Annotated in this window: 17 protein-coding genes, 5 tRNA genes and 1 pseudogene; 9 read left to right on the plus strand and 14 right to left on the minus strand. The window is 60.8% G+C overall.

Features of this window, described 5'->3' with window-relative positions; translation table 11 throughout:
• Nucleotides 1-164 precede the first annotated feature (164 nt).
• Nucleotides 165-308 carry a DUF1127 domain-containing protein gene (locus tag BC363_RS36345; RefSeq protein WP_065781539.1) on the minus strand — a complete coding sequence of 48 codons (144 nt, stop codon included), beginning with the start codon at nt 306-308 and terminating at the stop codon, nt 165-167.
• A 441-nt stretch (nt 309-749) separates the two neighbouring features.
• Entirely contained in the window at nt 750-893 is a 144-nt protein-coding gene (locus tag BC363_RS13275) for a DUF1127 domain-containing protein (RefSeq protein ID WP_065781538.1), read from the minus strand.
• A gap of 933 nt (nt 894-1,826) precedes the next feature.
• On the opposite strand from BC363_RS13275, the gene BC363_RS13280 reads away from it, so the two are divergent.
• From BC363_RS13280 to tig, 4 genes are all read left to right on the plus strand, one after another.
• Entirely contained in the window at nt 1,827-2,936 is a 1,110-nt protein-coding gene (locus BC363_RS13280) for a DUF2157 domain-containing protein (RefSeq protein ID WP_065781537.1), read from the plus strand.
• The gene (locus tag BC363_RS13285) at nt 2,933-3,526 is read left to right on the plus strand and encodes a GDYXXLXY domain-containing protein (protein WP_065781536.1); all 594 of its coding nucleotides are present in this window, start codon (nt 2,933-2,935) and stop codon (nt 3,524-3,526) included. The genes BC363_RS13280 and BC363_RS13285 overlap by 4 nt, the downstream gene beginning before the upstream one ends.
• A gap of 186 nt (nt 3,527-3,712) precedes the next feature.
• A tRNA-Leu gene (locus BC363_RS13290) sits at nt 3,713-3,797 on the plus strand.
• Between the two features lie 179 nt (nt 3,798-3,976).
• The gene (gene tig / locus BC363_RS13295; RefSeq protein ID WP_065781535.1) at nt 3,977-5,455 is read left to right on the plus strand and encodes a trigger factor; all 1,479 of its coding nucleotides are present in this window, start codon (nt 3,977-3,979) and stop codon (nt 5,453-5,455) included.
• Nucleotides 5,456-5,560: 105 nt separating this feature from the next.
• On the opposite strand, the pseudogene BC363_RS13300 reads toward tig, so the two are convergent.
• Both BC363_RS13300 and sthA read right to left on the minus strand, forming a co-directional pair.
• A pseudogene (locus tag BC363_RS13300) lies at nt 5,561-6,362 on the minus strand (endonuclease/exonuclease/phosphatase family protein).
• A 190-nt stretch (nt 6,363-6,552) separates the two neighbouring features.
• Complete coding sequence (gene sthA, locus BC363_RS13305; protein WP_065781534.1) at nt 6,553-7,959, minus strand: Si-specific NAD(P)(+) transhydrogenase; 1,407 nt, start codon at nt 7,957-7,959, stop codon at nt 6,553-6,555.
• Nucleotides 7,960-8,161: 202 nt separating this feature from the next.
• Between sthA and BC363_RS13310 the strand changes: the two genes are divergently transcribed.
• Entirely contained in the window at nt 8,162-9,205 is a 1,044-nt protein-coding gene (locus BC363_RS13310) for a magnesium and cobalt transport protein CorA (RefSeq protein WP_065781533.1), read from the plus strand.
• A 16-nt stretch (nt 9,206-9,221) separates the two neighbouring features.
• On the opposite strand, the gene radC is transcribed toward BC363_RS13310, so the two are convergent.
• The 4 genes from radC to phaC all read right to left on the minus strand — a co-directional run bounded on the left by radC (nt 9,222) and on the right by phaC (nt 13,679).
• On the minus strand, nt 9,222-10,013 hold the full coding sequence (radC, locus tag BC363_RS13315) for a DNA repair protein RadC (RefSeq protein WP_065781532.1): 792 nt from the start codon (nt 10,011-10,013) through the stop codon (nt 9,222-9,224).
• Complete coding sequence (gene map, locus BC363_RS13320) at nt 10,010-10,849, minus strand: type I methionyl aminopeptidase (protein WP_065781531.1); 840 nt, start codon at nt 10,847-10,849, stop codon at nt 10,010-10,012. Before map ends, radC begins: the two co-directional genes overlap by 4 nt.
• 229 nt (nt 10,850-11,078) lie before the next feature.
• Nucleotides 11,079-11,810 carry a DNA/RNA nuclease SfsA gene (gene sfsA, locus BC363_RS13325; RefSeq protein WP_065781530.1) on the minus strand — a complete coding sequence of 244 codons (732 nt, stop codon included), beginning with the start codon at nt 11,808-11,810 and terminating at the stop codon, nt 11,079-11,081.
• A gap of 18 nt (nt 11,811-11,828) precedes the next feature.
• Nucleotides 11,829-13,679: a poly(3-hydroxyalkanoate) polymerase subunit PhaC gene (gene phaC, locus BC363_RS13330; RefSeq protein WP_065781529.1), complete on the minus strand. Its 1,851-nt coding sequence runs from the start codon at nt 13,677-13,679 to the stop codon at nt 11,829-11,831.
• A gap of 108 nt (nt 13,680-13,787) precedes the next feature.
• On the opposite strand from phaC, the gene BC363_RS13335 reads away from it, so the two are divergent.
• The 4 genes from BC363_RS13335 (at nt 13,788) to recJ (ending at nt 18,773) form a co-directional block, all read left to right on the plus strand.
• Nucleotides 13,788-14,096: a hypothetical protein gene (locus BC363_RS13335; RefSeq protein ID WP_065781528.1), complete on the plus strand. Its 309-nt coding sequence runs from the start codon at nt 13,788-13,790 to the stop codon at nt 14,094-14,096.
• 124 nt (nt 14,097-14,220) lie between these two features.
• The gene (locus BC363_RS13340; protein ID WP_065781527.1) at nt 14,221-15,438 is read left to right on the plus strand and encodes an LL-diaminopimelate aminotransferase; all 1,218 of its coding nucleotides are present in this window, start codon (nt 14,221-14,223) and stop codon (nt 15,436-15,438) included.
• An 84-nt stretch (nt 15,439-15,522) separates the two neighbouring features.
• Complete coding sequence (locus BC363_RS13345) at nt 15,523-16,845, plus strand: homoserine dehydrogenase (protein WP_065781526.1); 1,323 nt, start codon at nt 15,523-15,525, stop codon at nt 16,843-16,845.
• Nucleotides 16,846-16,970: 125 nt separating this feature from the next.
• Nucleotides 16,971-18,773 carry a single-stranded-DNA-specific exonuclease RecJ gene (gene recJ / locus BC363_RS13350; RefSeq protein WP_065781525.1) on the plus strand — a complete coding sequence of 601 codons (1,803 nt, stop codon included), beginning with the start codon at nt 16,971-16,973 and terminating at the stop codon, nt 18,771-18,773.
• 74 nt (nt 18,774-18,847) lie between these two features.
• Here recJ and BC363_RS13355 read toward each other — a convergent pair.
• From BC363_RS13355 to BC363_RS13380, 6 genes are all read right to left on the minus strand, one after another.
• Nucleotides 18,848-18,922, minus strand: a tRNA-Glu gene (locus BC363_RS13355).
• A gap of 204 nt (nt 18,923-19,126) precedes the next feature.
• Nucleotides 19,127-19,201, minus strand: a tRNA-Glu gene (locus BC363_RS13360).
• A 198-nt stretch (nt 19,202-19,399) separates the two neighbouring features.
• A tRNA-Glu gene (locus BC363_RS13365) sits at nt 19,400-19,474 on the minus strand.
• Nucleotides 19,475-19,683: 209 nt separating this feature from the next.
• Nucleotides 19,684-19,758 (minus strand) — tRNA-Glu (locus tag BC363_RS13370).
• 136 nt (nt 19,759-19,894) lie between these two features.
• Nucleotides 19,895-21,280: a YcbK family protein gene (locus BC363_RS13375; RefSeq protein ID WP_065781524.1), complete on the minus strand. Its 1,386-nt coding sequence runs from the start codon at nt 21,278-21,280 to the stop codon at nt 19,895-19,897.
• Between the two features lie 401 nt (nt 21,281-21,681).
• Nucleotides 21,682-22,122: a VOC family protein gene (locus tag BC363_RS13380; protein WP_065781523.1), complete on the minus strand. Its 441-nt coding sequence runs from the start codon at nt 22,120-22,122 to the stop codon at nt 21,682-21,684.
• Nucleotides 22,123-22,131 lie beyond the last annotated feature (9 nt).

A 22,131-nucleotide genomic window follows, 5' to 3' on the forward strand; every position in this document is an offset into this window, starting at 1 on the left:
CCGGCCATGGCGTGAGCCGGCGCGTCCTTCTTCACCTCCGCCAAAACACGGCCGTCAAAAACAACCCAATCCGCAAAACAAAACCCGCCGAAAAATCGACGGGTTTGTCAGCGGTCTGACGGCGCCCGAAGGCGCCGTCTTGGAAGTCTGGTCGTTCGTTCCGATTAACGGAAGGAACGCGATGCAATGTTGCGGATATCGTAGCGGGTGATGCCGATATCATTCAGAGCGTGGTTCGACAGGTTGCCGAGCTCGCTGACGGTGCGGCGGTAGTTGATCCAGCTTTTTGCGATACGAATCGGGTTCATGACTTTTTCCTCAAGAGCGGTTTGTCGCGACAGCCATCTGTCTGCGTCGTTGAGGTTCTTATACGCTTGTCTAATTAGAAGGTGGAGTGCAAAGAAAATGCAGCTGCTATGCATTTGTGCAGTGCATCGCCAAATTGCTGGGCAAGATTTGCGCCCGCTCGAAAATACGCCATCACTTAAAGATTGATTAAAGTGCGGATGTGTCGCGTTAAGGATTTGTAATTGTGTCATTTTCCGCGTGGATGACCGAAGGTGTTGCCGGTGGTGCCCGCTTGAATCCGAACAAGATTGCTTGGCCGTGCGCGGTTCCGGATCGGCGGCGCGCTTTCGCAGTTGCGAAAGCGAATTGGCCCGGTACTTCGACAACGAAAAACGCCCCCCGGAATGAACCGGAGGGCGTTGGTAATGTCCGGCGCGCTGCGCGAAGCAGCGCTCCTGGAATTACTTGATGGCCTGACGTGCAACGTAGGCGATGTCGCCGCGGCCGATGCCGAGGTCGCTCAGTTCACGGTCGCTCATGCGGCCGAGTTCGTTGCAGGTCTGACGATACTTGCGCCAATTGTTGAAAGAGCGTGCGAGGTTCATGATCCTATCCTTTCTAGGGTCGTTTGCCAGCGCTTATCTCTCTGCTGGCCATCATCTGATGTCCCGGAATATAATCGTTTTGAGCAGAAGTTACAGAGATAATGCTGCATCGCACCCATGCAGCTCTTGCAAGCCTCTCTATGGCCGCTGTGCCCGGGCCGTGCGCCCAATGCCGCCACCGAGCCGGTGGCGTGGCGCAGAGATTGTAGAGAGAAGGGGCTGGCTGAATCAAACAACGCCCGCTGGGGGAGGAGGTCCAGCGAGCGTCGTTTTGTTCTGATCGGCAACTGGGAGGAGGAGTGCTGCCGATCCAAATCGAGGGGCGCTGGGAGGAGGAGTGCGCCGCCCCGATCGATGAGTTGAAGATAGTTCAGTCTGCCGAATTTGGGTAGATCGGATGCTTCATGGCACCTATGCGCCTAGAACATATCTCAGTGTCAGATTGAGCGAAATCTGCGCAAAGATTGTGCAAACGCCTCGATCAACTGCGATAAACAAAAGGAGCCTGAAAAGAATAACGCCCGCTGGGGGAGGAGGTCCAGCGAGCGTCATTGAAGGTGATTGGCAACTGGGAGGAGGAGTGTTGCCAATCGTATCGGAGGGGCGCTGGGAGGAGGAGTGCGCCGCTCCGAATTCCATCGAACTTTCGTCCGGGTCTTTCCCGGCGCTCCGGGGCGGCTGACCATCGCCGCGGGCGTCCGGTTGGCTGTTTGCCTTCGTTCGCCTCTGATGATCTGAACATAGGATGTTTAAATCGATTTGTGCAGTGCAATATCCGCATGGAAGATATGCGCATCGCGCAAGCCGTCAAATCCTGGCAGCGGCAATCGTGGTGCTAGCGATCGAATGGTTGTGTTTTTCCGCGATTGCGTGATTAGGTGAGCATGTCGGGTTCTGCCTTCAAGGGAAGCTCGTCGCAGGAGGTGAGGCAGCATGTATCGCGGGCGTCTTGAAAGGGATTTCAAGCATTGGGTCGGCATGGGGCTTCTGCCAGAGGCGTCCGCGCGTCAGATGCTTGCGGAGTATGATGGCCGCGAATCCACCTTTCGGGCGGGGCGTGTTCTGCTGGTGCTCGCCGCCCTGCTGCTGTCGGCCTCTATCCTGCTGCTGGTGGCGGCCAACTGGGAAGCACTGCCACGTCTTGCACGCCTGATCGGCATTGTCGGCTTGATCTGGGGCTTTCATTTTGCCGGTGCGTTACTTCTGCCGCGGGGCAATGGTGGCTTGGCCGCAGCGGCGCTGGTGCTGGCGGCGATGTCGTTCGGTGCAGGCATCGCGCTTGTCGGGCAGATGTATCATCTCTCAGGGGAGGCCGCCGATGCGATCCTGCTCTGGATTGCCGGAGCCTGCGTGACGGCGCTTGCCTTTCGATCAGCCGCCGTCACGACGGTGTGCGGCGGGTTGGCCTGGGCCTATTTCCTGACGTTGCTGTCCGAGAGCGACCTTGGCGATATTGTCCAGTGGCAGACCTGGCTTGTCCCGGCGCTCGCCGTCCTCGTCGTCGTCTTAGTGCGCGTGACCGATGCAGGGCGCGCACGCCACCTGGCCTATCTTCTGGTCATGGCGTGGCTGGTGTGGCTCTATATCGAGAACCCGTCCTTGGCTTTTGCAGGCGCGCTGGCAGGCGGTGGCATTGTCGCATTTCTCGCGGCAGCGATGCCCGGCTCGCCGCTTCGCCCCATGGCGCTTGAGGCGGGCTCGGCACCTGCATTCTATTCCTTCGCTTTGGCGCTCATCGGTTTCGCGGCGTTGCAGTTCGAGGCAGACGGTTTGATCAATGAAGTGGCCGCCGGTGCGGCTGTGCTCATCGTCGCCCTGCTCGGGATCGCGCTTGCCGGCGCGCAGAATGGGGCAGTGCGCTACCTTGGTTATGCGGCCTTTGCCGGCGAGCTTCTTTATCTCGCGTTCGAGACGCTTGGCTCCATGCTCGGTACGTCGGGCTTCTTCCTGATTTCCGGGTTGCTGGTTGCGGCGATCGCCTGGTTGGTCATCCGGATAGAAGGGCGCTTGATGCGGACGCGACGCGAGGAGGTGTCGCCATGACAGGTATCGCATCAAAGGGCCGCTGGTTACCCCCGCTCATCGCCGCGCTGATTGCCGCCGTCCTCCAGACGGCAGCCCTCGGCTATATGGTCGAAAGCCGGGCATCGATCCTGCGGAACGGCCGGGAAGTCCTGCTGAAGACCGTGCCCGTCGATCCGAGAGATCTGCTGCGCGGCGACTATGTCATCCTGAGCTATGATATTTCCAGGCTGCCGCCGGCGCTTTTCAAGGGCGGATTGCCGACGGAGCCGCAGGAAGCGACGGTCTTCCTGCGTCTTGCCAAACAACCCGACGGCTTCTGGGGCTCGTCCGAGGCCTCTTTCAAGCCGCTTGCGCCAACGGACGACAGCGTCGTTCTTCAATCGCAGCCGTTCACCTATTACCCTTCGTCGAGTGAAAACCCGTCATCGATCAATGTCGACTACGGCATCGAGCGATTCTATGTTCCGGAGGGCGAGGGCCGAGTGCTGGAGCAGGCGCGCAATGCCGAGGCGCTTTCGGTCAGCGTTCGCATCAATGATGCGGGTCGTGCGCAGATAAGGCAGATCGCCGTCGAGGGCACGCCGGTCTACGAGGAGCCGCTCTATTGACCGCCGCTGCGGGATCAAATCGTTCTGTCGTGGGTATCCCGCATTTTCCCTTTGATCCCGCGAAAACGAGTGATATAGAGACGCCGCGCTCGGGAAAGCCCTGAACCTCAGCATGCCCATCTTATCCGCGGTATTTCCGTTGGTTGGTCTTGCGGGAATACGCTCAGTCGGTGCGATTGTCTGAACGCGGGTATGGTGAAATTGGTAGACACGCCAGATTTAGGTTCTGGTGCCGCAAGGCGTGGGAGTTCAAGTCTCTCTACCCGCACCAGGACAATGATCGCGCCAAAAGTCCGGATTCTGCTATGATGAAGGGGGCTGGAGTGCCATTTTGCTTGCAAAACGGTTACGGAACTGCGTAAAGCCACTCCCGGCAAATGGATCGGCTCACGTGCTCGCCAGACCTTTTCAAGGGGAAGAGCACAGTCAACGTGAAATGAAGGTTTGAACATGCAGGTTATCGAAACGCTCGCTCAAGGGCTGAAGCGCGAACTCAAGGTCGTTATCCCGGCCAAGGACATGGAAGCTCGTATGAACGAGCGTCTGGCTGAAGTGAAAGACCGTGTGCGCATCAACGGCTTCCGGCCGGGCAAGGTGCCGTTCGCGCATCTGAAGAAGGTCTATGGCAAGTCGATCATGGCAGATCTCGTCAATGAGATCGTCCGCGAAAAGCCGACCGAGATCCTGTCGGGCCGTGGCGAGAAGTCGGCGACCCAGCCGGAAATCGCGATGACCGAGGACGAGTCCGAAGCCGACAAGATCCTCAACGCTCAGGCTGACCTCGAATTCACCGTCGCTTACGAAATCATCCCGGCGATCGAACTCAAGGACGTCAGCGGCATCAAGGTGACGCGCGAAGTCGTCGAGATCGCTGAAGACGAAGTCAACGAGCAGATCCTGCGTATCGCTGAAAGCGCACGCACCTACGAATCGAAGAAGGGCAAGGCCGCCAACGGCGACCGCGTCACCATCGACTATCTCGGCAAGGTTGACGGCGAAGCCTTCGACGGCGGCAAGGACGAAGACGCAGAACTCGTTCTCGGCTCCAACCGCTTCATCCCGGGCTTCGAAGAGCAGCTCGTCGGCCTCAAGGCTGGCGACGAGAAGACCATCACCGTGACGTTCCCGGCCGATTACCCGGCAGCGAACCTCGCCGGCAAGGAAGCCACCTTCGACATCACCGTCAAGGACGTCGCTTCGGCCCAGGACATTGAAATCAACGACGAACTGGCCACCAAGCTCGGTCTCGAATCGGCTGACAAGCTGAAGGAAATCGTTCGCGGCCAGATCGAGAGCCAGTATGGTTCGCTGACCCGCCAGAAGGTGAAGCGCCAGATCCTCGACCAGCTCGACGAACTCTACCAGTTCGAAACGCCGGAGCGCCTCGTCGAAGCCGAATTCGAAAACATCTGGCGCCAGATCAACACCGACCTGCAGCAGGCCGGCAAGACCTTCGCTGACGAAGAAACCACCGAAGAAGAAGCACGCGCCGAATACCGCAAGCTCGCCGAGCGCCGCGTTCGTCTCGGCCTCGTTCTCTCGGAAATCGGCGAAAAGGCCGGCGTTCAGGTCAGCGACGACGAACTGCAGCGTTCGCTGTTCGAACAGCTCCGCCAGTTCCCGGGCCAGGAAAAGCAGATCCTCGACTACTTCAAGAACACCCCCGGTGCCGCCGCTTCGCTGCGCGCTCCGCTGTTCGAAGAAAAGGTCGTCGATCACCTGCTCTCCGAGATCTCGGTGACCGACAAGACGGTTTCCAAGGAAGAGCTGACGGCTGACGACGAAGAAGCCGAAGGCAAGGCTGCCAAGAAGGCTCCGGCCAAGAAGAAAGCCGCTGCCAAGGCTGACGCCGCTGAAGGCGAAGAAGCTGCTGCTCCGAAGAAGAAGGCTCCGGCCAAGAAGAAGGCTGCTGACGACAGCGCCGAGTAATCACTTCTTCGATTGCTTTGAGATTGAGGCCCTGCCGTTTACGGCAGGGCCTTTTCCGTTGCGGAAATGTTTGTTGGGCGCAGCAGGTGCGGAGTGGGATTTGCTCTACCGAAGATCCAGCAACAACGCGCGATGGTCCGAGACTTCAGGTTGTTCGACTACGTCGAAGCGAACGACGTCGACATCCGGTGTGGCCAGCATGTAGTCGGCGAAACGTCCCGGCTTGCCGTAGTGCGACGTGCGTGTATCGGTGTGGCCGCGGCCGGTGACGAGATCGGACAGGCCTAAAGTGCCGAGTGCCGCAAAGGTTGCGCTATCCGGCAGGACATTGAAATCGCCGCAGACGACCAGCCGTTCGTTTCCGGGCCAAACGCGGCCGACAAGTTGCATCAGAGCATCCGCCTGCGCCTGTCGTTCCGGCGTGTCGCCCTTGCCATTGGTATCCCGTAAGCCGTGTAGCTGAGCGATGGTTATGGAAAAGCCGTCCTCATAGCTGAAGAGGCGGAGGCAATGGGCATTGCGGGCACGCGCCCCAACCGTCAGGCGAAAACCTTCCATGGACGAAATCGAGCGCCTGGCCGATGACGGGAAGGGATTTGCGCACGAATGTTGCCAATCCGAATTCGGAGTGGATCATGCGATCACCATCGGAGAGCTCGCCTCTCGCCGTCGGGCAGAAATAGCCGTCGTGTTCCGGCAGGGCTGCGCGGATTTCGTCGAAAAGATTGGCGCGTTGCGGCAGCTCGACATCGCGATCGCGGTAGACCAGCCAGTCGGACGTCGTCTCCGGAGAACGCACGACCTCCTGCAGACACAACACATCTGCGTCGACTTCGACGAGGTATGGCAGCAGCGGCGCATGCAGCTTGCCGCCCCAGGCATTCAGGGAAAGGATGCGTAGTGCCATGTTCAAACGCCCGCCGAAACATGCCGCCCGAAAATGCGCAGCGCATTCGGGGCGATATGCGTGAAAACGAAGCCCCAAGCCGATCACTTGATTCCGTTCGCAAGCGAGGAACGTTGGGGATGTCAGGGCAGCAAGGCTATCTGATTCGTGGCGCTTTGTTCGAGGCCGGCCCGGCCGGCCTCGCGGCGTTTTACGCCTTCGGCTTGATCTCGCCCATGCGGTTCCAGGCGTCGAGACCGGCGATCTTGTAGGCTTCGGCAAGCGTCGGATAATTGAAGGTATTTTCGACGAAGTACTCGACGGTGCCCTTGAGGTTCAGCACTGCCTGCCCGATATGCACCAGTTCCGTGGCGCCTTCGCCGATGATGTGCACGCCGAGAAGCCGGCGCGTCTTCAGCGAGAAGATCATCTTCAGCAGCCCGGCTTCAAGGCCCATGATGTGGCCGCGTGACGTCTCGCGAAAACGCGCAATGCCGCATTCGTAGGGGATGCCGCGCTCCTTGACCTCTTCCTCCGACAGGCCGCAGGTCGAAATCTCCGGTACGGCGTAGATGCCGTAGGGGAAGTATTTCTGCGGTTCCTTGGCAATCGCGCCGACGGCGACACGGGCGGCGACGCGCCCCTGTTCCATCGAGGTCGAGGCAAGGCTCGGAAAGCCGACGACGTCGCCGGCCGCGTAAATGTTCGGCACGGACGTCTGGAAGGTTTCCGGATTGACCTTGAGCCGGCCGCGGCTGTCGGCTTCAAGTCCGGCGGCGGGCAGGTTGAGCGTATCGGTCGCACCCATGCGGCCGGCGGCGAACAGCACCATCTCGGTCGTGATCTTGCGGCCGTTGTCGAGCGTCAGCAGCACCTTGCCATCTTCCAGTCGCTCGACCTTTTCGGCCTTCTGGCCGAGGTTGAGCTTCATGTTGCGATCACGAAGCTGGTAGGTGAAATCTTCGACGATCTCCTTGTCGATGAAGTCGAGCATCGTCGTCTTCGGATCGATGACGGTGACCTGGGTATCGAGCGCACTGAAGATGGTGGCATATTCGATGCCGACGACGCCGGCGCCGATCACCGCCAGAGAGCGCGGCAGCTCGCTGATCTCCAGCAGTTCGTCGCTGTCGAGCACGGTCTTGCCATCGAAGGGAATGTAATCCGGGCGCAACGGCTTGGTACCGACGGCCAGCAGAATGCTGACCCCGGTCACCAGCATGCTCTCGCCATCGTCCTTGATCACTTCCAGCGTGTTCGGATCGACGAAGCTCGCTTTGCCGCGCATATGCTGGACGCGGTTTCGTGCGAACTGATGTTCGAGAACTTCGACCTCGTGGTCCAATGTGATGATCAGGCGCTGGCGCAGGTCGTCGGCGCTGATCTCCTGCTTGACGCGATAGGCCCGGCCGTAAAAGCCGCGCTCGCGCCAGCCGGAAAGATTGAGTGCCGTTTCCCTCAGCGTTTTTGAAGGAATGGTGCCGGTGTGCACGGAAACGCCGCCGACGCGTTTGCCCTGTTCGATGACGAGAACCTTCTTGCCGAGCTTGGCGGCCTGGATGGCGCCCCGGCGGCCGGCGGGTCCGCTGCCGACGACGATGAGATCGAACTGGTGCATGGGCATTTCCGTAAAAAGGGAAGAATCGTTGCGCGCTGCGAAAAGTCTCGCTCGCATGCGTCTATATCGTCAATCGCACAGTTTGATGAAGTGGTTTTCGTGTTTGAAACCTGTTGGATGCGAATATGAGGAAATACGCGTATGCTCGATAGCCCAATGGCATGCCGGTCCATCGAATTCATGCGGGCATGGGAGGTCGTCTATGGCGCTGGACCTGACGAATGAAGCATCCCCAGGCAACTCGCACGCGACGGAAGCGCCGCATGCGGAAGAGAGGCAGGGCGTGATCGCCGCTGCGGTCTACGAAAACGGCGTGCGCATCCAGGACATTCACGTGGAAGACGCCGGCAAATGGCGCAGTCGCCCGAACGCCGTCATCTGGATCGGTCTGCACGAACCGGACGCGGACCTGCTTCGCCAAGTGCAGCGCGAGTTCGATCTGCATGACCTGGCGATCGAGGACGCCTGCAAGGCACATCAACGCCCGAAACTGGAGATCTACGGCGATTCGATCTTCGTTGTCGCCCGCACTGCCCATATGGTCGGTGACGAAATCGCCTTTGGTGAGACGCATCTCTTCGTCGGCCGCGGCTATGTCGTCTCCGTCCGCCACGGTGCCTCGACGTCCTATATGGCCGTGCGGCAGCGATGCGAGGCGTCGCCGGCGGCCCTTGCCCATGGCGAGAACTACATCCTCTATTCGATCCTCGATTTCATCGTCGACAACTACATGCCGGTGATCGAGGCCATCCACGAAGAGGTCGAACGGCTCGAGGATCGCCTGCTTCGCCAGCGCCTGGAGAAGGCCGATATCGAACGGCTCTATCTGCTCCGGCGCAACCTGCTCCGGCTTCGCAATGCCGCGGTGCCGCTGGTCGACGTGTGTCGGCGGCACGAACATATCGATCTGCCCGGCATGGAAGCGGCATTGCAGCCGCTGTTTCGAGATGTGACCGACCATGTCCGCCGCGTGCAGGAAGATATTGACGCTTTGCGCGAGGTTCTGGCCTTCACCTTCGAAGCGAGCTTGATGATCGGTCAGTCGGAGCAAACGGAGATCTCGCGCAAGCTTGCGTCCTGGGCGGCGATCTTGGCGGTGCCGACGGCAATTGCGGGTATCTATGGGATGAACTTCGACGAGATGCCTGAGCTCAGATTCAAGTACGGTTATTTTGTCGTGCTCGCCATCATCATCGGGTTCTGCCTGACGCTTTACCGCTTCTTCCGCCGCGCGAGATGGCTTTGATCATCACACGTAGCCGTTAGAACAGACGCAGCCCCTTCAGGCTCACATGGCCGTCCTTGCCGATGATGATGTGATCGTGCACGGCGATGCCGAGTGGCTTTGCCGTCTCGACGATCAGCTTGGTCATATCGATATCCGCCCGTGAGGGCGTTGGGTCGCCGGAGGGATGGTTATGCGCAAGGATGATCGCGGTCGCCGACAGTTCGAGCGCCCGCTTGACGACCTCGCGCGGATAGACCGGCGTATGATCGATCGTGCCTGTCTGCTGAACCTCGTCGGCAATCAGTGCATTGCGCTTGTCGAGAAACAGGATGCGGAATTGTTCCTTGGTCTCGTAAGCCATCGCCGCATGGCAATATTCAATCACCGCCGACCAGGACGAGAGGATGTGTTTCTTGCGCAGATCGCTCTTCAGCGTCCGGTGCCCGATGGTGGCGACGAGCTTCAGATCGAGCGCGACCGATTCGCCGACACCCTTGATCTCCTGCAGCAGTGCGAGCGGTGCGCCGAACACGCCGGCAAGCGTCCCGAAGCGCGTTAGCAGCGCCTTTGCTATCGGCTTGGTATCCTTGCGCGGAATGAGCCGAAACAGCAGCATTTCGAGGATTTCATAATCGGCAAGCGCGGCATCGCCATGCTCGCGGTATCGGGTGCGAAGCCGATCGCGGTGACCGAGGTAGTGCGCCTCGGTGGCAGCGGGAGCCGTGTCTGGAGCATGCGCGTCCTGCGGCTGCAGATCCGCGAAAAATGACCGTTCGCCCGCCGGCTGCGTCGCATCGCCTGCGGATGAACCGGAGTTTTTCTTCATGCGGCGCCCATGGCGGTCATGTCGGGCTTGAAGAGGCCGGCCGGCGAGAGTGTGAAGATCTCGCAGCCGTCAGCCGTGACGCCGACCGTATGTTCGTATTGCGCCGACAAAGAGCGGTCGCGGGTGACGGCCGTCCAGCCATCCGCCAGCACCTTCACGTGCGGGCGGCCGAGATTGATCATCGGCTCGATCGTGAAGATCATGCCCTCGCGCAACTCAGGCCCCTCGTTGGCGCGACCATAATGCAGGATGTTGGGCGCGTCGTGGAAAAGCCGGCCGACGCCGTGTCCGCAGAAGTCGCGCACGACAGAGCACCGCTCCGCTTCGGCATAGGCCTGGATCGCCTCGCCGATCGCGCCTGTGCGGGCGCCGGGGCGGACGGCGGCGATGCCGCGCATCAGGCATTCATGCGTCACATCGAGAAGCCGCTCGGCGGCGCGCTTGATCTCGCCGACCGGATACATGCGGCTGGAATCGCCGTGCCAGCCATCGATGACGTAGGTGACATCGATGTTGACGACATCGCCGTCGCGAAGCGGTTTGTCGTTCGGAATGCCGTGACAGACCACATGGTTGATCGAGGTGCAGGACGACTTGGTATAGCCGCGGTAATTCAGCGTCGCCGGCAAGGCGCCGTTGTCCATGCCGAATTCGAAGACGAAGCGATCGATCTCCTCGGTCGTCACCCCCGGTCGGACCCGCGACACCAGCTCATCGAGGCAGCGCGCCGTCACCTGACAGGCCTTGCGCATGCCTTCGAACCCTTCCTGTCCGTAGAGGCGGATAACGCCGGTGTTCTTGTAGGGCGCAGACCCTGCCTCGATGTAAGTCACCATTCCAGAACTTTCAGTTGTTTCCTGTCGAATTTCATAATGCAGCAGGGGCGGCCTCGTCCACTGCCGTGCGCCATGAGGCACTGATTTGGGATGCAGCGCACGATATTTCGCCACCTCGCTCTTCCGCCCGGCCAGTCGTCAAGCCTAACGCGGATCGATGCTGCGGTATATCCGCAGAATGTTGCAAGTTGCTCAGATTGGCGATCCAGCGCCGGCCCGATGCGATCGTTCAGGCCGAGTTGCGAAGAGCGCCGACATCTGCCTCATCGATAGAGATCAAGCCGATGGGTGCGATCTCGGTCGGCGATATCAGGCATTTCACTGCGTAAGCTTCCACGCCGCGGGCCTTGGCGCGCTCGAAGGCTTGGGCATAGACTGGGTCGTACTCGCCGCATATGCTCAAGCTGTCGCAATCGCTGCGCTGCACCAGATAGATCATGATACCCCGGTGGCCGGCTTCAACCATGTCGCCGAGTTCTTCGAGGTGTTTGGCGCCACGGGCGGTGGGACTGTCGGGAAACTCGGCGACACCGCGGGTCCGGCTGAAATGCACGTTCTTGACCTCGACATAGGCAAGCCCGCGGATTGGATCGCTGAGCAGGATGTCGATGCGGGAATTGCGCCCATACTTCTGCTCGCGCGAAAGCGACCCGTAACCGTGAAGGTCCGAAACAAGCCCAAGACGGATGGCTTCTTCCGCCAGGCGGTTGGGCAGGCCGGTGTTGATGCCGACGAGTGTGTTGTCCGCCTCGACGATCTCGAGCATCTGCCGGTACTTGCGTGTCGGGCTGTCGTGTTCCGACATCCATATACGCGAACCCGGCGTCGTCAGCCCGCGCATCGAGCCGGTGTTGGGGCATGAGCCGGTCAATGCGGTACCGTCGGCGAGGAGGGCGTCGAACAGAAAGCGCTTGTAGCGCTGCACGAGCGTGGCGGGCACGAGTGGCCGATCGAAGATCACGATAATTCTAGGCTTTCGTCAGGCGCGGGCGCGCACGTAGGAGCCGGGCGCCTCTTCCAGTGTATTGAGCTTGCCACCGGGCTTGCGCGCGGGTACGCGCTTCTTGTCCAGTTTTTCGATCCACTGATGCCAGTGCGGCCACCAGGATCCGGGCGTTTCCTTAGCTGCCTTGACCCAGTCATCGAATTCGCCCTTGGGCGCTCCGCCGGTCCAGAACTGGTATTTGCCCTTGTCCGGCGGATTGACGACACCGGCGATGTGGCCGGAGCCGGAAAGCACGTAGGTGACCTTACCGCCGAAAGACGAGCTGCCGAGGAAGACGGAGCGCGGCGGGGCGATATGGTCCTCCTTGGTGGCCAGGTTGTAGATCGGGATTTTGACGTCACCGAGCGACACCTGCTTGCCGGCCAGTACCATCTCGCCCTTTGACAGGCGGTTCTCCAGATAGCAGTTGCGCAGGTAGAACGAGTGGTTGGCCGCCGGCATCCGGGTCGAATCGGAATTCCAATAGAGCAGGTCGAAGGGCAGGGGCTCCTGACCCTTGAGGTAGTTGTTGACGAAATAGGGCCAGATCAGCTCGGAGGCGCGCAGCATATTGAACGCCGTCGCCATTTTTGAGCCGTCGAGATAGCCGGCCACCCGCATGTTCTCTTCCATCTGGCTGATCTGGTCTTCGTCGACGAAGACCTTGAGATCGCCGGCGTGGGTGAAGTCGACCTGGGTGGTAAATAGTGTTGCCGAGTGGATGCGTTCGTCGCCCTCTGCGGCATGAAGCGCAAGCGTTGCGGCCAACAGCGTTCCGCCGACGCAATAGCCGATGGCATTGACGTCCCGTTCACCCGTCGCCTGCTCGACGGTGTCGAGCGCAAAACCGATGCCTTCGCGTGCGTACGCTTCCCAATCCTTGGTCGCATGCCGCTCGTCCGGGTTGACCCAAGAGATGACGAAGACCGTGTGTCCCTGATCGACGGCCCACTTGATGAAGGATTTTTGCGGGTTGAGATCGAGCACGTAGAATTTGTTGATCCACGGCGGGCAGATCAACAGCGGACGCTTGAGCACTGTTTCCGTCGAGGCTTCGTACTGGATCACTTGGCAGACGTCGCTCTGCGCGATCACCTTGCCGGGGGTGATCGCGATGTTCTCGCCGATTGCGAATTTGCTGGTATCGGTCTGCCTCAACCGCAAATCGCCGCGACCTGCGGCGACGTCCTCGGCAAACATCTGCATACCCTTGACGAGGTTGGCGCCGCTGGTCGCGACCGTTTCCCGGTAGAGTTGCGGATTGGTGGTGACGAAATTGGTCGGCGAGAGCGCGCTCGAGATCTGCCGGACATAGAAGGCAGCCTTGTGTTTGGTGTGATCGTCGAGGCCCTCGGCATCGCGCACCATTTTGTCGGCCCAGTCGGACGTGATGAAATAGGCCTGCCGGACAAAATCGAAGAAGGGGTTCTTCACCCAGTCCTCGTCCGCGAAGTGTTTGTCCATCCGCTGTAGGCTGGCGGGATCGGCGGTGGCAACATCACCGGACATGCGATGCAGGGTTCGAGACCACATCTCGAAGAAGCTGCCCATGAGATGGGTCTGTGCTTCAAGGGTCCGGCGCGGATCGGAAAGCCAGTATTCGGAAACCCTGGAGAGGGTTTTGACCATATCGGTGACGGGTTCGGAGAAGACGTCGGATTTTTCGCCGGTCTCGCGCGGCGCAAGCCAGGCGGAAGCCGCCTTGCCGAGCTGTTCCATCGCGCGGGCAAGGTTGACCGCAAGGCTTTCGGGATCCTTGACGATGTAGGGTTCAACGGACTTCGGGTCGAAGCCAGCAAAGCCGTCCTTGCCGGCGTGGCCTTCGGCATTCCTGTCTGCTGTCACCCGGTTTCCTCCACAGCATCTTGTTTGTTTTGTATTTTTACATTCTGCCCGAAAATGATTACAAGGGCTAGCGCATCGTCGCGCCACGAAACAGAGGTCTTTGCCAGTATGCTCGCCGTCGGAAAACAGCGCTCCATCACCTGGGTTGCCGGGATCATTCTCCTGGGCACGCTTGCGGGCTGCAACAGCCAGAAGACCCCCTTCGAAAACTATCCCTCCGTCTACGGTCAGAAGCCGGCGGCAACGCAACAGATGACCAATGAGGAAGCAGCCGATATGCAGGCACGGCTAGCGGCTCTCGGTGCTGCGCGCAAATCCGGTTCCATCTCCGAAGCGGAATATCAGCGTCGCATGAAGGAAATGCGTACGCTCGCCGAAGACCATGGCTCCGACACGCTGAAACAGATCGCGAATTAGCACTTGCGTTTCAGGTGATTTGGACGCAAAGCGTTCAATGGCCGCAGTGACGGCCGTTCACCAAAGCGCATGTTTTCGCGACGGCCAACCGCTGGCGGAGACGTGCGCCAAACGAGGTTTGGAGATGGAAGAGTTTCACAAAGTCCGGCGTTTGCCGCCTTATGTTTTCGAACAGGTCAACCGTTTGAAAGCAAGCGCGCGAGCGGCCGGTGCTGACATCATCGACCTCGGCATGGGCAATCCGGATCTTCCCACTCCACAGTCGATTGTCGACAAGCTTTGCGAGGCCGTCCAGGACCCGCGCACGCATCGTTATTCGTCGTCGAAGGGCATTCCCGGGCTGCGTCGTGCCCAGGCCGCCTATTACGCCCGCCGCTTCGGCGTCAAACTCAACCCGGACACGCAGGTCGTCGCCACCCTTGGCTCCAAGGAAGGCTTCGCCAACATGGCCCAGGCGATCACCGCGCCGGGCGACGTGATCCTGTGCCCAAATCCGACCTATCCGATCCATGCCTTCGGCTTCCTGATGGCAGGCGGCGTCATCCGCTCGATTTCGGTCGAGCCCGACGACACGTTCTTCGGACCGCTGGAGCGCGCCGTTCGCCATTCTATCCCGAAGCCGCTGGCGCTGATCCTCAACTACCCGTCGAACCCGACGGCGCAGGTCGCCACGTTCGATTTCTACAAGGAAGTCGTGGCGTTTGCGAAGAAGCACGACATCATCGTGCTGTCGGATCTGGCCTATTCGGAGATCTACTTCAACGACGCACCGCCGCCATCCGTGCTCGAAGTGCCGGGCGCGATCGATGTCACGGTCGAGTTCACCTCGATGTCGAAGACATTCTCCATGCCCGGCTGGCGCATGGGCTTTGCCGTCGGCAACGAGCGGCTGATCGCGGCGCTGACGCGCGTGAAGTCCTACCTCGACTATGGTGCGTTCACGCCGATCCAGGTTGCCGCCACCCAGGCGCTCAACGGTGACGGCAGCGACATCGCCGAAGTCCGCAACATCTACAAGCGCCGCCGCGACGTGATGGTCGAAAGCTTCGGCAAGGCCGGCTTCGACGTGCCGCCGCCGGCAGCCACGATGTTTGCCTGGGCCAAGATCCCGGAGAAGTTCCGTCACCTCGGATCCCTCGAATTCTCCAAGCTGCTCGTCGAAAAGGCTGATGTGGCCGTCGCGCCGGGCATCGGCTTCGGTGAGCAGGGTGACGACTACGTGCGTCTCGCCCTCGTCGAGAACGAGCATCGGATTCGCCAGGCGGCCCGCAATATCAAGAAGTTCCTGTCCACGGCTGACGAGACGATGCACAACGTCATCTCGCTCAACGCGCATCGGTAAAAGACGGGGGCGTGCCAGGCGCGCGCCCCTACTGCAACGGCCCCGCCGTTCTGGCGGGGCGCCCTCACATGTTAGGAAATGGCTATGGCAGATGCCCTCAAAATCGGCATTGCGGGCTTGGGTACCGTCGGTGCCTCGCTCGTGCGAATCCTCCAGGATCGTCACGAGATGCTGGCAACGACATGTGGCAGGGCAATCGAAATTACAGCCGTGACGGCGCGTGACCGCTCTAGAGATCGCGGCGTCGACCTGTCGAAGACGACCTGGTTCGACGATGCCGTTTCGCTTGCGGCCAAGGCCGATATCGATGTTTTCATTGAGCTGATGGGCGGCTCCGGCGATCCGGCGTACACTGCGGTCAAGACGGCGCTCGGCCGTGGTATCCATGTCGTCACCGCCAACAAGGCGTTGCTGGCTGCGCACGGCATCGAGCTTGCAGCCATTGCCGAGAACAACGGCGCGCTGCTCAACTATGAAGCGGCCGTTGCCGGTGGCATTCCCGTCATCAAGGCGCTGCGCGAATCCATGACCGGCAACACGATCTCGCGCGTCTACGGGATCATGAACGGTACCTGCAACTACATCCTGACGAAGATGGAAAAGGAAGAGCTCTCATTCGAGGCCTGCCTGAAGGAAGCGCAGAGGCTCGGTTATGCCGAGGCAGACCCGGCTTTCGACATCGAAGGCAACGATACCGCGCACAAGCTGTCGATCCTGACGAGCCTGGCCTTCGGTACGGCGATCGCGGCCGACGACATCTATCTCGAGGGCATCACCAATATTTCCATCGATGATATTCATGCTGCCGCCGATCTCGGATATCGGATCAAGCTTCTCGGTGTCGCCCAGCGCACCGAAAGCGGCATCGAGCAACGGGTGCACCCGACGATGGTTCCCTATGATTCGGTGATCGCCCAGGTCGATGGCGTCACCAATGCGGTCGCGATCGAATCCGATATTCTCGGCGAGCTGCTGATGGTCGGCCCCGGTGCCGGCGGCAACGCGACGGCGTCCGCCGTTCTTGGCGACGTCGCCGATATCGCCAAGAGCCGCCCTGGCGCGCAGCACGTGCCGGCCTTCGGCCGCCCGACCAATGCGTTGCTGCCCTACAAGCGCGCGCAGATCCAGAGCCACGAGGGCGGCTACTTCATCCGCCTGAAGGTCGTCGATCGTACCGGCGTCTTTGCAAGCATTGCTTCGCGCATGGCCGAGAACGGTATCTCGCTGGAATCGATCATGCAGCATTCCAAGCACCCGCAGGAATCATTCGAGCCGCAGACGATCATCCTGGTGACGCACGCGACCGCCGAGCATTCGGTGCGCGATGCGATCGTGGCGATCAAGAGCGAGGGCTATCTGGTCGGAGAGCCGCAGGTGATCCGCATCGAGCGGCCGAAGGCAGCTTAAGTCAAAGCGCAAAACTGTTGAGAAAGGGCCCCATCGACCATTGGTGTCGGTGGGGCCTTTTTCATGCCGGGTTTTGCATGCGCGCATTGTTCGCTAAGAACAAAAGATTGAGGCAGGTGGACAGCATGGAAGAACCGGTAGATCCGATACAGCGAGCTTTCCTTGGCGTGGAACGATCGATCAGCGGTCAACGCTGGGTGTCGCGTCTCGACCAGGCCGGCCAGAACCGGGCGCTGGCGATCAGCCAGGTCCATGGCTATTCCGATCTGATCGGCCGCGTGCTTGCCGGGCGCGGAGTAACGCTCGACGATGCGGCGGTCTTCCTCGACCCGACGCTTCGCTCGCTGATGCCGGATCCCGATACCATGACCGACTGCCGTAAGGCGGCCGAGCGCCTGGCGATGGCGATTTCCAGGCGCGAGAAGGTGGTGATCTTCGGCGACTACGACGTAGACGGCGCCGCCTCGTCGGCGCTGATGGCGCGTTTCCTCAAACATTTCGGGCTCGAGGCCGAGATCTATATCCCCGATCGTATCTTCGAGGGGTATGGCCCCAACCCACAGGCGATCGAACAGTTGATCGACAATGGCGCCAGGCTCATCGTCACTGTCGATTGCGGCTCGACCAGCCACGAGGCGCTTGCCGTGGCAGCGCAGCGCAGCGTCGATGTGGTCGTTATCGACCATCACCAGGTCGGCTCCTCGCTGCCGCCATGCCATGCGCTCGTCAACCCCAACCGCGAGGACGATCTCTCCGGTCAAGGACACCTTTGCGCGGCCGGCGTCGTCTATCTCGTTCTCGTCAATACGGTGCGTGTGCTGCGTGCCGCCGGTGACGCGCGCGTCGGGTCTTTCGATCTGTTAGCACAGCTCGACCTCGTGGCGCTGGCAACCGTTTGTGACGTGGTGCCGCTCAAGGGGCTCAATCGCGCCTACGTCGTCAAGGGGCTGATTGCAGCCCGGCACATGGGCAATGTCGGGCTGGCGGCCCTGTTGCGCAAGGCGGCGATCGGCGGTCCGGTGACGCCGTATCATCTCGGGTTTCTGGTCGGGCCACGCATCAATGCCGGCGGCCGAATTGGCGACGCGGCGCTTGGCAGCCGCCTGTTGACGATGGGCGATAGTGCCGCCGCTGAAACGATCGCGGCACGGCTCGACGAACTCAACCGCGAGCGGCAGGCAATGGAGGCTGCGATGCTGGCTGAAGCCGAAGCCGAGGTTCTGGCCGAATACGGCACGGGTGAGGGCGCCTCGGTGATCGTGACGGCACGGGAGAACTGGCATCCGGGGATAGTCGGGCTGATTGCAGCGAGAATAAAAGAGAAGTTCCGCCGTCCGACCTTCGCCATCGCCTTCGATCCGAATGGCCGGGGGACGGGATCCGGCCGATCGATCGCTGGTTTCGACATGGGAAAGATGGTTCGTGCTGCCGTCGACGGCGGATTTTTGGTGAAGGGCGGCGGTCACGCGATGGCGGCGGGCCTGACGGTCGAGCGGACGAAGCTCGGCCGGTTGCGGCAGTTCTTCGAGGAGAAGGCCGAAGTCGCCGTGCGCGACCTCGTTGCGGTACAGACGCTGAAGGTCGATGGTGCGCTCGGCGCGTCGGGGGCAACACTGGAACTGATCGATCTGCTGGAGCAGGCCGGGCCTTACGGTTCCGCCCATCCGCAGCCGGTCTTCGCCTTCCCGCAGCACCGACTGCGCGACAGCCGGCAAGTGGGAGCCAACCACGTCAAGGTGACGCTCGAGGGGCAGGACGGCAGTCGTCTCGATGGCATCGCCTTTCGCGCAATCGAGACCCCGCTTGGCGATTTTCTTCTTTCGAGCCGCGGCGCCTCCATGCACGTCGCGGGTTCGGTTTCAGCGGATCTGTGGCAGGGGCAACGGCGGGTGCAGCTTCGCGTCACCGATGCCGCGAAAGCGGTTTGACGGCGCGCTCGAAACGCGGCTGGCTCATCCGAACCAACGATTTGGTATGACCAGCCAAACTGCTCTGTGAGGACTGGCACGCCCAACGGGAATCGAACCCGTGTTGCCGCCGTGAGAGGGCGGCGTCCTGACCGCTAGACGATGGGCGCCCACGCTGGTCGCTGAGGGCTCGCGATCACGGCCTAGTGGCCGCAATCAATTCCTCTTCGGATACTATGCCTTTTCCGCGAAGACGACGACAGAAATCCATCGGTGTTGCCTGAGCGGATACGGCAGCGGTCCCGCCAAAAGAATGACGTTCAGCCGCAGCGTGAGCGCGGTCGACGTTTGCGGCGTGGGGGAGGTCAACACAGTGGCACGCCCTAGGGGAGTCGAACCCCTCTTCCCAGAATGAAAATCTGGTGTCCTAACCGATAGACGAAGGGCGCACTTGCTGTGTGGGCGTCTTATAGTCAGCGCTTTTGCCAGCTGCAAGCGCTAATGTCAGGATTTTCGAGGTTTTTCTGTGGAAAATGCAGGAAAAATCACGGGTTAAAAACACCGTGCCCGTGGCCGACACAGAGGGGAGCATGGACCACGCAATCGGCGTCAAATCTGTAGCGAATGTGCTGGGGAAAGGATCACAGTGGCACGCCCTAGGGGAGTCGAACCCCTCTTCCCAGAATGAAAATCTGGTGTCCTAACCGATAGACGAAGGGCGCACTTGCTGTGTGGGCGCCTTATAGGCAGCGCCTTTGCAGACTGCAAGCGGTAATCTGAGAATTCGCGCGCTTTTCCTGTGAAAAGAACCGGAAAAATCTGCCACCACCCGGTCGTCCCGGAGAGCGACACATAATCGAGCGCGCGTCGGATTCTGGATGCAGAACTGCCGCTCACGAGCAGGGAAATCATTTGAAGGGGAGGGTCACAGTGGCACGCCCTAGGGGAGTCGAACCCCTCTTCCCAGAATGAAAATCTGGTGTCCTAACCGATAGACGAAGGGCGCACTTGCTGTGTGGGCGTCTTATAGTCAGGCGATTTGATTACCGCAAGCGTCAATTTTCATTTTTCTGTAAAAAATGCACAGGCAGGGGGCAGGGGGTGGATTCTGTGGATTAACCCGTCGAAACAAGGGCTTGCGTTCAGCCCTTGCTGCGGCGGCAACGCCAGTTCCAGTCGCGCTGCGCGCCGATGTCGATATGAACCGATTCCGTGTGGCAGTAGGTGCCGACGCCGCCGCGCCCGGGAATGCTGCGCAGGAAATCTGCCAATTCCCACTTGCTGACGCCCTGGACCTGGATGTCGGCCGCTTCGCAGCGCGTATGGAGGGATTGCTTCGCGCGGTTGACCCTGATCGGACGCAGGCCCGAAGTCACCATGACTTGGCGGCCGTAACGCGTCTCCACCTGCTTCAGCATCTGCATCAGTTCCGGCTTGAAGCAGCCGGCCTCGACCTTTTCGGTCTGCAGGATGAGGCCGCTTGGCGCCAGCCGGGCAAGGCCGGAAAGCGAGGCGAGCTGAACGGGCGCGTCCTCTTCATCTGCTGCATGGTCTTCATGCGCGACGCTGAACAGCGGACTCATCTTGACGCCGGGCAGGCCACTGTAGGCGAGCGAAGCCATTTGCGGTTGGCTGGCATTGCTGGTGGTGATGGTCTTTTTTTCGGCGGGCTGCGCTGCGCGCGCCGTTACCTGCTGCTGCTTCTCCTTGCGCTTGCCGGCAAAAAGGCTCGCAAGGGTCCAGGTCTTCGGCTCTTCCTTGGAATCGTTCTCGCTGGTCTTGCCGTCCGGCGCGGCCGTCATCGTCTGGGCAACTTCCGTCGTTGCCTGCGCCTGCTCGGCGGCCTGCACGGGTTGCAGCACACGCGACGTCTTTCCGCCGAGGGCAGCCTGCGCACTCAAGGGCAGCGGTACGGAGGCGGGAAGGGTGGCTCCCTCCGGAGAGGCATAGGCCATCACAGCCGTATCCGACGGCGCGCCGGAGGTGTCGTTCGAGGCGCCCTGCTGCGGCTGGATGATCGGTTGGGGTTGGGGTTGAGGCTGAGTTTGCCCCTGTCCCCGGTTGCCGCTGAAAAGACTGTTCGTCGTTGCGTTCATGGTCGGCTGGGCAGCGCCCGTGGCCGGGATGGAGCCCGTCGCCTGCGGCTGTGCGCCCGTCGCAGCCGCCTGGCCGCCCGCCGGAACCTGGCCATAGATACTGGAGGAGGCTGCTCGCAGGCCGGTGCTCTGCATCGTCAGCGATCCAGCCTGTTGTGCGGGGTCTTGCCCCGGCACGAGGGCGCCATTGCCCTGGGTTGCCTGCGGGTTGCTGCCGACCGCCGATACCTGGGCGTCGCGAACAGTCGCGCCGGCCTGGGTCGAATCGGCGACCTGCAGCGATTCTTGCGCTTCCTCGACTTTCAGCGCGTTCGCGGCTTCGCTGTCGGCCACAGCGGACACGCAGCCGCTCAAGGCGAGCAGTGAAACGGATATCGCGGTTGCGCGGCCAATTGACGACAGCAGCGCCCTCTTGGTTTCCCGATGTTGCAACGTCCTATCCCCGCTCTCCGTGCATGATTGGCGAGATCGTCGCCTTTCCATGCATTAAGTCTCAGTTCCGAAACATCGCCCAGAACAAACGAAAACGAATTTCGCGCGGCGGGCCAAACGGATCGCCGCGGGAAGGATTAGGCCAAATACAGTTAGGGGGCGTCGCCACGAGACATCGCGGATAGAACCCCGTATCAACGTTTCGCGCGGAAGTTACTGAACGATACGTGATTTGTAAACTGGCGCTAACCTTGAGCCCACATGCGCTTAGCATGCAAAGGCCCGGTGTCGGTGCCAGGCCCCGGATCATTCATCATTTTAACGGATCCGCGACTCGACTTTGCCAAGCCTGACTTCCCGGCTGCAGACGTCGATCATCGGCGGCCAGAATTGCGCGAGGCTTACCAGGCGCCGGTGTTGGCCATCGAGGCCCAGGGCTCTTGCGTGGGTCGATTTTCGCCCTTCTGCAGGATCTCGATCGAAATGCCGTCGGGCGAGCGCACGAAGGCCATGTGCCCATCGCGCGGCGGACGGTTGATGGTCACGCCATTGTCCATCAGATGCTGGCAGAAGCCATAGATGTCATCCACCTCATAGGCCAGGTGACCAAAGTTCCGGCCGCCTGTATAATCTTCGCTGTCCCAATTGTAGGTGAGTTCGAGGCACGGCGAGAGCTTGCCCTTTGCCCGGTCAAGATCGCCGGGGGCGGCCAGGAAGACAAGCGTGAAACGGCCCTTTTCGTTCTCGTAGCGACGGATTTCGCTGAGGCCGAAAATCGTGCAGTAGAACTTCAAGGCCTCGTCCAGATTTTTGACGCGAACCATCGTGTGCAGATAACGCATTGCAATGTC

It is taken from the genome of Ensifer sp. LC384, from assembly GCF_001695865.1.
In the GTDB taxonomy this organism is placed as follows: domain Bacteria; phylum Pseudomonadota; class Alphaproteobacteria; order Rhizobiales; family Rhizobiaceae; genus Ensifer.